Below are 13,735 nucleotides of genomic sequence, written 5' to 3'. Positions count from 1 at the left end.
AGCTTGCTCCAAAGCGTATGGGCCTCCTTTGTGACGCTAATTTGGCTACGCCGCTAGCAAGCGCACAGATCCGGCTAAGTAGGGCGGCTGCCCAAGGAAGATGGTTGCGATTTTACTTATGTTGTTACTCCTAGGGGGTAGATTTACGTATACCCTATGATATCGTCCACTTGCCAGGCAGCATTGATACAACTGGTCTGCTTTGCGCCATGGCAAATAATTCGCCTGTGGATACATCCTTTGTGCTCTTATTATGATTCGCCTTTTTCTTGTTGACGACCATGCGGTGGTACGCCGCGGCCTACGGGCAATGCTAACGGCGGAGCACAACATCGTAGAGGTGGTAGGTGAAGCCGCCAACGGGCAAGAATTGCTCACGCAGTTGCCTGATGTACCGACTGATGTCGTGTTGATGGATTTGAATATGCCTGTCTTGGATGGGCTCGCTACCACCGTTGAACTGCAAAAGCAGTATCCCCACCTGCGCATCCTGATACTTTCCATGATGACGCACGAACGTACGGTTGGCCAGTTATTAGCAGCTGGTGCACACGGCTACGTGCTTAAAAATGCGGATCAGGCTGAAATCGTGACGGCAATTCAGGCGGTAGCGGCTGGTAAGCGCTTTCTATGCTCAGAGATTAGTTTAGCTATCCTCGACAAAGTGCTGAACAATGCGGATGAAAGCGTAGCAACCACGGGGAAAGATGCTTCTTACTTGACATCTCGTGAACGCGAAATTCTTCAGTTAGTGGCCGATGGACTGACTAATCAGCAGATTGCAGATACGATTTTTACGAGTAGGCGTACCGTTGAAACTCACCGCCAAAGCTTGCTCGAAAAAACCGGCGTCAAGAATACGCCGGCGCTAGTTAAGTATGCGATGGAGCAAGGATGGCTTCAGTAGTAGATCATGCGCCACTTGACCACCTTTCTCGGACCCATGCTGTAGCGCGTGGCTAGGCTTGGTAGGCTTTTCTGACAGTGTTGGATAGTGCGCCATATAGCCGCCGCTTAGGCGGACGCTGCCGTAGAGCACTGGTCCCATAAGTGCAGCCCGGAAACTACCCCATCACGCTCTGGGGCTATACCCAATTAAGTCCCCGTATAAATACGGGGACTTAATTGGGTATTCATCCTTGATGAATCGGGTATGTATGCGGAGAAAAGCTGGGGCAGAAAAGCAGTTCCTTTGTGTAAGTGCTTGAAAACCTTGATTCCACAAAGCGGCGTTACTGAAATAGTATACTGGTTTTCAAGCTGTATCTGCCGCGACATATCGTTTCGGTGATTCACCTCAAAACAACGTAGCCCAGCTGTTTCTGGCAAAAGCCGCCGAAACCGGCTTCCAAGCCCGCGTCGTGCACAAGTCTATCCTGAAACAGGAAGCCGTGAGTGACGACTTGCAATCTGCGCACAAAAAGTTGCCCTAAGCCGACCCAACCAGCCGCGCCTGGTAGCGAAAGCCCTACCCCCGGACAGACGGTCTAGACCAACGCGACTGCTGGCGCACAACCGCACCTTTTCACCCTTACCGCTTCCTCCACAGTTATTTCATTCTCGACGATGAGCCAACTACTAATGACCGTCCTGGGCGACTACAATCAGCAACTGAGTGCCCTGTTGGCTCGTGCTGAGCAGCAGTGGCCCACGCTGTGTGCGCACGAAAACGAACGGCTGAGCGAGCAGAAAATAGAGCAGCGGCGCCGAACCCTACTCCTGGCCATGACCTACCTGGACCAGTTGCAGCAGCTACTGAATCACCATCCGGAGTGGCAGGAACCTACTGCGTTCTGGGAAGACAACTTTCCGTTGCCTCCTGGTATCCGGCCCGCCCAATAAGCAAGTGGCCCCCAATACTCCTTTCCCTAGCCTCTGTAACAGGCACTTAATCAACGTAGCCTCGCTGAGCTAGTTTCTTAGCGCCCCGACTTCGCGTGTGTATCTACGCTATGTCCTACTTGGTTTTTCTATACCAGACGAGTCAGCACTACCATAAGCTCGTCCATTTTCTTGCGGCAGGTCGCGCAGGTGTATCGTGTTACGCACCTGGTACTGCGTTTTTCTTTTTCAAGCACCGCCCCTCCATGGCCCCCAAACTCCGTTTTACCAACGTCGCCCATTCTGATTTTTTCGCCACGGTGCGGCAGCGTGTCGATGCCTATTTTACGACCCAACACCTCTCGCGGCACGCCAACGGGGCCATGTGGCGCAAAACCATCATCCTGCTGCTCAGCTTTGTCACGGTGTACTTGCTCGTACTATTCGGGCCCTTCTCCCTCTGGATTCGCCTAGGTTTGGCGATGCTGCTGGGCGCCTGTTGCGCCTTCATCGGTTTCAATATTTGCCATGATGCCATTCATGGGGCGTTTTCCGCCAATAAGCGCGTCAACCACGTCTTCAGCCTGCTCTTTCACTTGGTTGGGGCCAACCCCTACGTGTGGAGCCTGACGCACAACCTGGTGCACCACACCTACACCAACATTGTGGGGCATGATGAGGACCTGGAAGTTGCCCCAGGCCTGCTGCGCTTAAGCACCGAGGAGCCCGTGCGCCCCTGGCACCGCTACCAGCACTGGTATGCCTTTCCGCTCTACGGCTTGGCCTCACTATCCTGGGTATTTCGCAAGGACTACGTTAAGTTCTTTCAGCGCACCATCGGCCAGTATGCTCCCCCGGCACACCCGCGTCGGGAATACTGGAATCTATTTGGTTACAAGGCGCTGTATTACTTACTGTTTCTGCTCGTGCCCTACCTGGTGCTATCGCTGAGCTGGTGGCAACTGGTGGTAGGATTTCTTGCGCTGCACTTGGTTATGGGTCTTGTGCTGGGGCTAGTGTTTCAACTGGCTCACGTGGTGGAAGGCACGGCCTTTCCCGTGCCGGATGAGCGGGGGGATGTGCAGGAGGCCTGGGCGGTCCACCAGTTGCGGACGACGGCGAACTTCGCCCCGCAGAGCCAGTTGGCGAGCTGGCTCTGCGGAGGGCTGAATCGGCAGATCGAGCACCACTTATTCCCGCGCGTGTGTCATATCCACTACCCTGCCCTGGCGCGCATCGTCCAGCAGACAGCACACGAATTTGGCTTGCCGTACCTGGAGAATGCGTCCTTTGCGGGCGCGCTACGCTCCCACTACCGCGTGCTCTACCAGTTTGGCCGGCCGGCCTGAGCGAAGGGGGCACTCGTGACGCACTACGGTTGAGGTGCCTTCACTACCCTTCAGCTGTATGTATGTAGCCTGGTGTACGTCCCCGCCACGGGTACTAGCCAGCGCAGCTGACGCTCAGCATGCTAGAAAGCCAAAGCATTTGTAGGAGCCACAGCTCCACGCAAGCTCGGATAAGCTAACAGCGGCTTATGCCGCCACACTACCTGTACCTATCCACACTTATTCAGCTGACGATATGGCTGAAGCACCTCCGGCCACCGTTACTACCCAGTAGAAATACGGAAGCTACCCTTGGTTAGCGGCGAATACGCACCCAACCCGAATAAATACAGACGGCACTACCGTATAAATACTAGAAATTTGATAATCAGAAGATTAAACAGCGAAAAGACTGCCATTGCCGCGGTGTGAGTCGTAAGATGGCTCATACTTTTTTTCACTTCTGCTTGCTGGTAGGCGCCGACAACCCCGCTACTGCAAGCAGCTGATCGGAGCTTTTGGCTTCTCATCCTCTTCTGCTATGACATCTACTACAAACAATACGCCCGGTTCGGGCCGTGAGCAAGCGGTGCCCTTCGCCACGCCACGCGTTCACGAACCAGTTCACCAGAATGCAGCATCTATGCTGGCCGTCAGCAAACGTATTTCCTGGGGCGCCATCTTTGCGGGGGCGCTGGTGGCCATCGTTCTTCAACTAGCCCTGAGCCTGCTGGGCTTGGGCATCGGTCTGGGCACTATCGACCCGCTGACTGAGCAAAACCCGATGGCCGGCATCAGCACGGGGGCCGCTATTTGGTGGCTGGTCACGACGTTGGGCTCGCTCTACCTGGGCGCAACGGTAGCCAGCCGCTTGGCTGGCATCCCGCGCCGTACCGACGGGCTGCTCCACGGACTGCTCACGTGGTCGGTGGTGACGCTCTTCACTTTTTATTTGCTGACAACTGCCGTGGGCCGCATTATTGGCGGCGTAACGGGCGTGGCCGGACGGGCCTTGTCGGGGGTAGGCTCGGGCATTGCCGCGGTGGCCCCCGGTGCGGGTGATGCCATTAAAAGCGAACTGAAAGAGCAGGGCATCGACCTGAGCGATGTCAAGAATCAGGCTCGTTTGTTGTTGCGCCAGACCGGCAAAGCCGAGCTAGCGCCAGAGAACATCGAGCGGCAAGCCAGAGCGGCAGGTAGCCAGGCACAAAACGAAGCCGGACAGGCCGCTGCCAATCCGCAGACGGCTGGTGACAGCTTCGACGATGTCATCGACAACCTAACCAGCAAAGCCGACAACATCGGCAACGCCGCCGACCGCGACGCTGCCGTGAACGTGGTGATGAAGCGCACCGGTAAGAGCCGTGCAGAATCGGAGCAGATTGTTGACAATTGGATTGCAACGGCCAAACAAGCGCAGGCTAAGTATGCTCAGCTGAAGGTGCAGGCCGAACAAAAAGCCCGTGAGGCTGGCGATGCCGCAGCCGAGGGTCTCTCCAAAGCCGCACTGCTGGCTGCGTTGGGTCTAGGGCTGGGTGCCGCCGTATCGGCCTTTGGAGGCCGTCAGGCTACGCCCCCCGAAGAGGTAGCGCTACCCAATAACCAGCAGCCTGCTGCCTAGCCTACCGCACAAAAGAGCCTTCCCAGTAAATGGGGAGTGCTCTTTTTGCTTCCGCGTCTACCCTGTTGTGCTGTACTAGTCTGTATCGGTTGCGCGCTCCTACAATCGAGGTGCCGCAAGGCGCCTACCCCTACCCAGTCCACTAGGCTATCTACTCGTTACGGTTAGGCAAGGAGCTAGCCCGGTGGCGCTTTCCCTTTCATCTACTCCCTTAGACGTATGAATCCTTTAATTGACATTCGCCACCTCGATCAGAGTTTGTGGCTCGACTTCATTAGCCGACAGGTACTCACTAACGGTGAGCTGAAACGCCGCATTGCGGAAGATGCGCTGCGCGGGGTCACTTCCAACCCGGCTATTTTTGAGAAAGCCATCGGCGGCTCAGCCGATTACGACGACACCATCCGCGAGCAGGCGCTCCAGGGCAAGTCAGCGGAGGAAATCTACCAGGGCTTGGCCGTGGCCGATGTGCAAGCGGCCTGCGACCTATTCCGCGAGCTGTTTGAAAGCCACGATAACAGCAGCGACGGCTACGTGAGCCTGGAAGTATCGCCAGAACTAGCCGACGACACGGAGGGCACCCTGGCCGAAGCTCGCCAGCTCTGGCAGGCCGTGGACCGGCCTAACGTGATGATAAAAGTGCCCGCTACGCCGGCAGGTATACCGGCCATTCGCACGCTTATCTCAGAAGGCCTCAACATCAACGTAACGCTGATTTTCGGTCTCGACCAATACCAGGCCGTAGCCGAGGCTTTTATTGCGGGGCTGGAAGACCGAGCCCAAGCGGGCCATTCGCTGACCAACAGCAACTCGGTCGCCAGCTTCTTCCTGAGTCGGATCGATGTGCTACTTGATCCGATGCTGGAACAACTTGCTGCCGACGGCGGCGACCGTGGCTTGTTGGCTGGTTCACTGGTAGGCGAGGTTGCTATTGCCTGCGCCAAACAGGCCTACCAGCGCTACAAGGAGATTTTTGCGGGCCCGCGCTGGGAGGCGTTGGTTGCCAAAGAAGCCAACACGCAGCGCTTGCTGTGGGCGAGCACAGGCAATAAAAACCCGAAATACGACGACCTGAAGTACGTTGAAAACCTCATTGGCCCCAGAACGGTGAACACGATTCCGGTGGAGACAATGGATATTTTCAAGCAAAAGGGCCGTCCGGCTGCCCGCCTGGAGGAAAACACGGACCACGCCCGCCAGGTGCTGGCCGACCTCCCCAAGCTCGACCTTGACCTCGACAAACTGACGCAGCAGCTGGAGAAGGAAGGGGTGCAAAAGTTCAAGGAGCCTTTTGCTAAGATGCTTGCCTCCGTGGAGCAGAAACGCCAGCAAGCGCTAGCCGCCGACTAACACCGAGGGTAGGCCCCCTGGCTTGGGCGCCAGCCCCTACTAAGGCGCCTACCCATTAACCTAACACGAACACCTTCATTTTTCCTTTGCCATGCATTCACCAGCCACACCTCCCCGTCTATCCGGCCCACCGTTGTCATCTGCCCACCCAACTTCACCGTCTGATGCAGCACCGGACCCGCTTAACGGAAGTTCGCTTGCCTACCTACTCGACCAGCTACCCAAGTCGGTGAAAGAAACGGTCCTTAAAGTAGTTAGCCGCTATCAGCAGTTCAGTACTACCCAAAAAGTAGTGGGTGGCGTGGTGCTGCTACTTGCTATACGCCGGCTCACGCGCGGTGATAAAAGCCCTAAAAAAGGGCATAAGAAAGCTCAGAAGGCTGAAATCAGCACCCTGCACGAGTTGCTGCACTTTGTCAATGACCGGGTAGAAGGCTACAAAAAAGCCGTCGAAGAAAGCCAAGACCCGCAGCGACGCGATTACTACCAGCGTTTGGTAGGCCAGAGCGAGCAGTTTGCACAGACCCTGAATGAGCACTTGCGCCACCTCGGCGGTGGGCGTGAAACTAGCACTACCCTGAAAGGCAAGCTCTACCGCCGCTTCATGGCTGCCGCTGCCGTTTTCACCGGCCGCGACGAGCAGACGGTGCTAGCCAGCAACATCCACGGCGAGCAGTGGGCGCTGGCCGCCTACAAAGAGGCACTGGACGATGAAACGCTACGCGGCGCCATCCGGCATGAGGTAGAGCGCCAGTACCATCAGGCGCAGCGAACCTACCAGGAGCTGAAGCGCATGGCCACGTAGTGTCTGGCTTAGGCCACACGTGCTGAAGTTCAGCTATACCCTATCAAATCCGCAGTATCCCGTTTAGTTGTTGTGAATCATGGAAAAATCACCCGCTGAGAATCCCGAAAAAGCCGGCGACGTAGAGGCCCAGAAGGCCGGCAATGCCCCCAAAAGCGGCGAGCGTTCGGACCAGGGGGAAGCGCCCGCCGTGGACCACTACGACACCGAAGGCAAGCCCGACGCTGACAAGCGCAAGATGACCGCGCCCGACACGCTGGGGGCCAAACACCAACACCCGATTCTGGCTCAGCCGCCCGAAGGGTTCACGGGCCTCAAGCTAGGCAAGCCCGCCACGGTGGCGGCTGGTATCACGGCGGTGCTCAAGTCGGGAGCGTTTGCCTGGGGCGAGGACGGCATTGCGCGGGGCACGCACGCGCTGCTCAAGCTCAACCAGAAGGATGGCTTCGACTGCTCTAGCTGCGCCTGGCCCGACCCCGACGAGCACCGCTCGGTAGCCGAGTTCTGCGAGAATGGCGCCAAGGCCACGGCCTCCGATGCCGACGCACAACGCGTAGATCCGGCATTTTTTGCCCAGCACAGCTTGGTCCAACTGTCGCACATGACCGACCGCGACCTCAACAACGCCGGGCGCATCACGCACCCAATGGTTGTGCGGCCCGGCGGTACGCACTACGAGCCAATTAGTTGGCAAGAGGCGTTTGCGCTGGTGGGGCAGGAGCTGAATGCCCTGGCTTCACCCGACGAGGCCATCTTTTATACCTCGGGGAAGGTGCCCAACGAGCCCGCCTTTTTATATCAGCTCTTTGTGCGGCAGTTTGGCACCAACAACCTGCCCGATTGCTCCAATATGTGCCACGAGAGCAGCGGCTCGGCCCTAAGCCCTACCATTGGCCTGGGCAAAGGCTCCGTCACGCTCAACGACTTCTACGAAGCGGAGGTCATCGTTATCATTGGGCAGAACCCCGGCACCAACCACCCGCGTATGCTCACGGCTCTGCAAAAAGCCAAGCGCAACGGGGCCAAAATCATCAGCATCAACCCCTTGATTGAGGCTGGCTTGCAGCACTTCAAGAATCCGCAGGACTTCATGAATCCGCTGCGGGCGCTGGGCGCCCTACTCGGCGACGGCACCCAGATAACCGACCTCTACCTGCAAGTGCGCATCAACTCGGACCTGCTGGTGGTGCGCGGCCTGATGAAAGGACTGCTCGAAGCCGAAGCCCTAAACCCAGGCAAGGTGCTCGACCGTGCCTTCATTCAGGAATTTACTACTGGCTACGAGGAACTGATTGAAAACCTGAACAATACAAGCTGGGACGACATTGTGGAGGCCAGCGGGGTGAGCCGCGCAGACATCACCGAAGCAGCCAACCTGATTGCTCGTCACAAGAAAATTATTACCTGCTGGGCCATGGGCCTCACGCAGCAGAAAAATGGGGTTTACAGCATTCAGGAAATTGTAAACCTGCATTTTCTGAAAGGCGCCGTGGGGAAGGCGGGCGCCGGGCTGTGCCCGGTGCGGGGCCACTCCAACGTACAGGGCGACCGTTCGATGGGCATTTGGGAACGGCCCGAGCAAAGCTTTCTGGACGACTTGGAAAAGGAATTCAACTTTCACCCGCCCCAGGAGCACGGCTACGACACGGTGGAGGCCGTGAAGGCCATGCACGACGGCAAGGTGCCGGTGTACGTTGCGCTGGGCGGCAATATGCTTTCAGCCTGCTCGGATACGGAGTTTGTGGCTGAGGCCATGCGCAAGCTGCGGCTTTCGGTGCACATCACCACGAAGCTAAACCGCGGCCACCTCGTCAACGGTGAAATGGCGCTGCTCCTACCTTGCCTGGCCCGCACCGATGTAGACCGGCAGCATGGCCAGCAGCAGTTCACCTCCTGCGAGAACTCGATGGGGGTAGTGAGCATGAGCAAGGGCGTGCTCACGCCTCTTCAGGGGGAAATGCTGAGCGAGGTAGCCATTGTGAGCGGCATGGCCCTCGCTACCCTGGGCAGCAAGAGCACCGTGGACTGGGTAGCCTGCACCGAGAACTACGATACCATCCGCGACCATATCGGGCGCGTAATTCCCGGGTTCGATAAGTTCAACGAAAAGGTGCGCCGTCCCGGCGGTTTCTACCTACCCAACGGCCCCCGCGAGCGTAACTTCACTACGGCCAATGGCAAAGCCAACTTCACCTGCACGCCCTACGAGAAGCACGTGCTGGAGCCCGATCAGCTGGTGCTGACCACCATCCGCAGCCACGACCAATTCAACACCACCATCTACGACTACAACGACCGGTACCGTGGCGTGCATAACGAGCGGCGCGTCATCTTCCTCAGCCGCCAGGATATGGCCGAGCGGGGCATTCGGGAGAAGGGAGTGGTGAATATTACCAGTCACTTTGAGGGCCAGCAGCGCCACGCGGAGAAGTTTATCGCCATTCCCTACAATATTCCGCGGGGCAACTGCGCGGCCTACTTTCCCGAGGCCAATGTGCTGGTGCCTATTGGCAGCGTGGCGTACAAGAGCAATACGCCTACCTCCAAGTACGTGGTGGTGACCGTAACGCCCGTCGAGGAGCCCGTTGGCACTCGCAAGGCTACTTCCGCGCAACGGGTGGCCGTACCGGGCTAGGCAGCCCAACCAATTCCTTTACCAAGCGGTTTAAGTTAGCCTGATAAGGCTGGCCATGAGATTGTTACGGCGCAGGCAATGCTGCACATACAACAAAGTGGGACGCGCTGGTGGTCAGGCAATTTATTACCTACCGCCATCGCGTCCCACTTTGTTGTATGCAATGTTGCTACTTGCTAACGCTCATGCGCTCTTCAATCCACTGTAGGGAAGACTGAGTCCAGCTGTAGGGTATGCAGGCACCGCTGCAATGTGAGACTTGCATTGCATAGCCTAACGCTGGCCCCGCGCTGGCGGAGTATTAACAGTTGCGATACCAGAAAGCAAACTCCCTGCGTACGTTGGCAGGGTAGGGCGCCACAGTCTACCAGTAACGGGGCGTGTGGGGGGACGAGGATACGTACCAAGTGGGCCGCATCGACAGCAGCCAGGTTCACAGGCAGCATATTAGCTGGCTGTAACAAGCTAGGATTTAACACAGGAATAGTGGTAAGGAGGAAAGGAAGGATTGGTAGCAGTTCGTCAGCGCGGCAGGATGCGAATCCATTTGACTAGGAAAAGCCATCCGCGTGGTCAACACAGTTGACGACACAAAGAAATAGCAGCACAAGCGCCCACTAGCCCGCTGAAATACGCTTTTTGCCTGTGGTAAATGCGTGATTTTCAACCCGTATTTATTCAGGACGTTTCCTTGTTCGCTCGAATAAATACGGAATACCGTCTGTTTTCCTACCCCTATTGCTACCTATGCAGATGCGTTGGCAATGCCCTACGAGTCCAGCAAGCCTTGCTCCATGGCGTACTTAATCAGGGCTGGCGTATTTTTGACGCCGGTTTTTTCGAGCAGACTTTGCCGGTGCGTTTCCACCGTGCGCCGGCTGGTGAAGAGCTGATCGGCAATTTGCTGGTTGGTCAGCCCATTGGCGACCAGTTGCAGAATCTCACGTTCACGGTGGGTGAGATGAATCGCATTTTCGGGGGAGGCGGCCAAACTTTCCGTTTCACTGACCAGCAGTTTTTCGAGCAAGACTAGGCCGATATCCGAGCATAGAAAGCGCTTGCCCGCCGCCACGGCATGAATTGCCGTCACAATTTCGGCCTTATCCGCGTTTTTGAGCAAGTAGCCGTGCGCGCCAGCTTCTAATAGTTCCCCAATGGTGCGTTCGTGCGTCATCATCGACAGCATGAGGATGCGCAAGTCTGGGTGCTGTTTTTGTAATTCGTGTGTGGTAGCCAAGCCATCTAGTACGGGCATGTTCAGGTCTAACAGGACAACGTCGGCCGGAGTGATTGGCAACTGCGTCAGTAACTCTTGCCCATTGGAGGCTTCGCCCACTACTTCGAGCAAAAGCTCCGCTGTGAGCACGTTCCGCAGACCGTCGCGCACAATAGGGTGGTCATCCACCAAAAAAACACGAATCATGAAGGGGAAACTAAAGAAAGGGGAATGCGCAAGCGAATATGAGTACCGTGCTCAGGAGAAGAATCTGTGGTGATGGTGCCACCCAGCAGGTCAATGGCCTCATGCAACATACGTAAACCAAGGCCCTTGGTGGTAACACCAAGCTCAAAGCCACGGCCGTTATCTTCGGCTCGTAGCACGATTCCAACCAGGAGTGGTTTCCAGTTCTAGCATCGCTTGACTGGCCCCAGCGTACTTGAGACTGTGGTGGGCGAACTCCTGAGCCAAACGATAAAGCGCAACTTGTAGCGGCTGGGGTAGGAGCACTTACAATAGTGCGAAACCAACTTGTTGATTGCTCAGTGGGATGCGCAAACTCCCGCCCTCTGCTACTCCCGCCTCGATGATATGGTGGCACACATCTAGTAAATTATCGTGCTATTTATCAGATAATTGCGCTGTGTGACCTTGACCTAGCAACGGCTGGCTATCGGCAAGCTGCTCGACGGGAGAGTTAACGAAGATGTACCCCAGATCAATAAGATGATTATGTTCGTCGCGGATGGCTTTAAAGGCGCGCGGCACAGGTTTGCTGCGATTATACTACTTACATACGTAAGGTTGGAACTGCTTCCCCATACTTCGTTGGCTGGCTAGGCTACGTAAAAACCGCCGACGTATTTGAGGAGAATACGGAGGAAGAATTGGTATTCGCCACCTTGTCTTGCGTTAGATCCTCTCCCAAATTTACAGCTGCACAATACAGGTGACTAACTCGTTAGTATAAAGTTAGTTGAGTAAACGTATTGCGGCGGTAATTATCTACGAAACATTAGTAGAAGACGTATGCTACTGAACGCTATACAGTTTAGTTCTGGGGGAGCCTGTGTTCTGAGTTATGATGAATCCTCGCACTGGCTGTATGCTAAGTGGAGCGGTCTAATTGGTCACACTGAGGCGTTGCAGGGAGCCATTGGGTACTTGGACAAAGTACCGAATCATCGCAGTGCTTTTCTACTCAATAACAATCTAGCCCTACAAGGCCCTTGGTTCAACTCTGTAGAGTGGCTTGAACGCACATGGCTACCACAGGCTCAGAAACTGGGTTTGCGCTATATCGCGCACGTTGTGCAAGCTAATAGTGGGTATGATATTCTCACCCTTACGAGCTCTACGCATATGAATGGTTTTCTTGAATTGCAACTCTTCCATGATGTAACGGAAGCTCAAGATTGGCTACGCAGTTGTCAGCAATTGGCTGCAGCGCCAAACAGGGCTTCCACCTCCACCCACCGGCAGAATAAATAACAGCCAAGGGGTAGGCGGCACCCTACTGAAGACAGTAGCGGTATAACCGTCGCCTGTTTGATGCGGGAATAGCTGTAGACTGTATTGGGGTGAATGGCTCTGTATTTCCGAGCATCCTTACCTAACGGTATTGCAAGACTCAATAACCCAAACAGCGTATGCCGGGCTGCGCGCTGTTGGTTTGTCCGAAGGCATCGTTTCTGCCTGATCTACCTTATTCCTACTGGTTATGCTACCACGCGTTTCCTCCTTGATTCCGCCCTGTGAGCCGGCCCGGCTACAGGCATTGCAGCCTTATAGAAGCTTGAGAGTGGCTCCGGATGCGGTTTTTAGTGCGTTAGCCGATTTAGTTTCTCGTCTCTTCGATGTGCCACTGGTCTTACTCACCCTTGTAGACGAAGAGCACACCAGCATCAAAGCGAGCTATGGCGTAACGCAGCACACGATTCCGCGGCAGCAGAGTTTGTGCGCGCTAACCATTCTACAGGATGCCATCCTCATTGTGGAAGACTTAGACCAGGAGCCCGCTACATTACTGGATTTTGCGTTTGTCCGTTCCCTGCATATGCGTTTCTACGCAGGATACCCCTTACCAACCTCTACTGGCTATAATATTGGCGCGCTTTGTCTGCTAGACTCTCACCCTCGGACTCTCAGTTCGCCGGAGCAACACCGTCTGCAACTGCTGGCCCGTCTGACCAGCCAACTTCTGGAACTGCGGCTTCACCTGCAACAGCGTCAACCGGTGCCTTCGCCGGACTGGACTTCTCTTTACGATGGCCTTTATACAGCCCTGCTTCAATTAGACGAGTCAGACGCACAACTGCGCCACGTCCATACTGCTGGCTGGGCCGCGTCGCTTTATCAGCATAAGATTCAGCAGCGAGCAGATACCATCGTATACACTCTACAACGACAAATTACGGCCTTACAGGCTAGATTACTATCGTAGCTTATCTGCTAAGTGGTGTAGTCAAATATCCACATCCACTTGCCTACGAGGTGATACACATAAGCCAATGAGCTAAGCAGGAAAGTATCGAGCAGCGCAAGGCGAAACGAGCTAGGCTGCCTTCCTAAATTCAGTGCAGGATAAAATGCTTGTTCTCTCACTCACTTGGGCGAGGTGGTCTAGAGATGACGGACAGAAGAAAGACGTATATTTCTTCTGTGATGGCAGCACAAACCAGCGGGGCATCGCCCGACAAACAGCGTACATACGATGCAGCATTCAAGACTGAGGACCTGCGCTTGGCTTCCGAGAGCCGCAGCACGCAGGCCGTGGCCCGGCAGTTGGGCATTAGCCCCAAACTGCTCTACTGTTGGTAGCAGCAGCTCGTAGCCGAGGTAGGCAGCGAAGAAGTGGCCCGTGACCCGGAGGTGCGAGCCCTGCGCGCCCGCCTCAAGTGGGCCGAGTAGGAACTCGACAGTTTAAAAAAGCTTTGGCCAGTTGCCTGCTGTAGGC

General features: G+C 55.8%; 11 protein-coding genes. 9 read left to right on the top strand and 2 right to left on the bottom strand.

The window, feature by feature from the left end; translation table 11 throughout:
- The first annotated feature begins 253 nt into the window (after positions 1-253).
- The 7 genes from KYK14_RS04345 (at position 254) to KYK14_RS04315 (ending at position 9,560) form a co-directional block, all read left to right on the top strand.
- The gene (locus KYK14_RS04345; protein ID WP_208306956.1) at positions 254-907 is read left to right on the top strand and encodes a response regulator; all 654 of its coding nucleotides are present in this window, start codon (positions 254-256) and stop codon (positions 905-907) included.
- Between the two features lie 659 nt (positions 908-1,566).
- Complete coding sequence (locus tag KYK14_RS04340; RefSeq protein ID WP_208309464.1) at positions 1,567-1,842, top strand: hypothetical protein; 276 nt, start codon at positions 1,567-1,569, stop codon at positions 1,840-1,842.
- Between the two features lie 245 nt (positions 1,843-2,087).
- Positions 2,088-3,170, top strand: coding sequence for a fatty acid desaturase family protein (locus tag KYK14_RS04335; protein WP_219157213.1), 1,083 nt, complete (start codon positions 2,088-2,090; stop codon positions 3,168-3,170).
- Between the two features lie 520 nt (positions 3,171-3,690).
- The gene (locus tag KYK14_RS04330; protein WP_219157210.1) at positions 3,691-4,770 is read left to right on the top strand and encodes a hypothetical protein; all 1,080 of its coding nucleotides are present in this window, start codon (positions 3,691-3,693) and stop codon (positions 4,768-4,770) included.
- 219 nt (positions 4,771-4,989) lie between these two features.
- Positions 4,990-6,120, top strand: a complete 1,131-nt coding sequence (gene tal, locus KYK14_RS04325; RefSeq protein ID WP_219157207.1) for a transaldolase — start codon at positions 4,990-4,992, stop codon at positions 6,118-6,120.
- Between the two features lie 91 nt (positions 6,121-6,211).
- Positions 6,212-6,925 carry a ferritin-like domain-containing protein gene (locus KYK14_RS04320; RefSeq protein ID WP_219157204.1) on the top strand — a complete coding sequence of 238 codons (714 nt, stop codon included), beginning with the start codon at positions 6,212-6,214 and terminating at the stop codon, positions 6,923-6,925.
- Positions 6,926-7,004: 79 nt separating this feature from the next.
- Positions 7,005-9,560, top strand: a complete 2,556-nt coding sequence (locus KYK14_RS04315; RefSeq protein WP_219157201.1) for an FdhF/YdeP family oxidoreductase — start codon at positions 7,005-7,007, stop codon at positions 9,558-9,560.
- A gap of 769 nt (positions 9,561-10,329) precedes the next feature.
- On the opposite strand, the gene KYK14_RS04310 is transcribed toward KYK14_RS04315, so the two are convergent.
- Both KYK14_RS04310 and KYK14_RS22555 read right to left on the bottom strand, forming a co-directional pair.
- A complete protein-coding gene (locus KYK14_RS04310) occupies positions 10,330-10,983 on the bottom strand; it encodes a response regulator (RefSeq protein WP_219157198.1) in 654 nt (217 codons plus the stop codon).
- Positions 10,980-11,162 (bottom strand): ATP-binding protein, encoded by a 183-nt coding sequence (locus KYK14_RS22555; RefSeq protein ID WP_425514666.1) that lies wholly within the window; start codon positions 11,160-11,162, stop codon positions 10,980-10,982. The genes KYK14_RS04310 and KYK14_RS22555 overlap by 4 nt, the downstream gene beginning before the upstream one ends.
- A 1,337-nt stretch (positions 11,163-12,499) precedes the next feature.
- Between KYK14_RS22555 and KYK14_RS04305 the strand changes: the two genes are divergently transcribed.
- Positions 12,500-13,222 carry a GAF domain-containing protein gene (locus KYK14_RS04305; RefSeq protein ID WP_343217052.1) on the top strand — a complete coding sequence of 241 codons (723 nt, stop codon included), beginning with the start codon at positions 12,500-12,502 and terminating at the stop codon, positions 13,220-13,222.
- Between the two features lie 221 nt (positions 13,223-13,443).
- The gene (locus tag KYK14_RS04300; RefSeq protein WP_219157192.1) at positions 13,444-13,599 is read left to right on the top strand and encodes a transposase; all 156 of its coding nucleotides are present in this window, start codon (positions 13,444-13,446) and stop codon (positions 13,597-13,599) included.
- The last annotated feature ends 136 nt before the right edge of the window (positions 13,600-13,735 follow it).

Origin of the sequence: Hymenobacter profundi, assembly GCF_019334315.1 — a bacterium.
Taxonomy (GTDB): Bacteria; Bacteroidota; Bacteroidia; order Cytophagales; family Hymenobacteraceae; genus Hymenobacter; species Hymenobacter profundi.
Note: the sequence above shows the minus strand (reverse complement) of the source record. Positions and strands in the feature narration are given on the sequence as shown.

What these genes read in the sequence shown, in the direction of transcription:
- KYK14_RS04345 (WP_208306956.1), top strand. Translation starts at nt 254, where the DNA reads ATGATTCGCCTTTTTCTTGTTGACGACCATGCGGTGGTACGCCGCGGC.
- KYK14_RS04340 (WP_208309464.1), top strand. Translation starts at nt 1,567, where the DNA reads ATGAGCCAACTACTAATGACCGTCCTGGGCGACTACAATCAGCAACTG.
- KYK14_RS04335 (WP_219157213.1), top strand. Translation starts at nt 2,088, where the DNA reads ATGGCCCCCAAACTCCGTTTTACCAACGTCGCCCATTCTGATTTTTTC.
- KYK14_RS04330 (WP_219157210.1), top strand. Translation starts at nt 3,691, where the DNA reads ATGACATCTACTACAAACAATACGCCCGGTTCGGGCCGTGAGCAAGCG.
- tal (WP_219157207.1), top strand. Translation starts at nt 4,990, where the DNA reads ATGAATCCTTTAATTGACATTCGCCACCTCGATCAGAGTTTGTGGCTC.
- KYK14_RS04320 (WP_219157204.1), top strand. Translation starts at nt 6,212, where the DNA reads ATGCATTCACCAGCCACACCTCCCCGTCTATCCGGCCCACCGTTGTCA.
- KYK14_RS04315 (WP_219157201.1), top strand. Translation starts at nt 7,005, where the DNA reads ATGGAAAAATCACCCGCTGAGAATCCCGAAAAAGCCGGCGACGTAGAG.
- KYK14_RS04310 (WP_219157198.1), bottom strand. Translation starts at nt 10,983, where the DNA reads ATGATTCGTGTTTTTTTGGTGGATGACCACCCTATTGTGCGCGACGGT.
- KYK14_RS04305 (WP_343217052.1), top strand. Translation starts at nt 12,500, where the DNA reads ATGCTACCACGCGTTTCCTCCTTGATTCCGCCCTGTGAGCCGGCCCGG.
- KYK14_RS04300 (WP_219157192.1), top strand. Translation starts at nt 13,444, where the DNA reads ATGGCAGCACAAACCAGCGGGGCATCGCCCGACAAACAGCGTACATAC.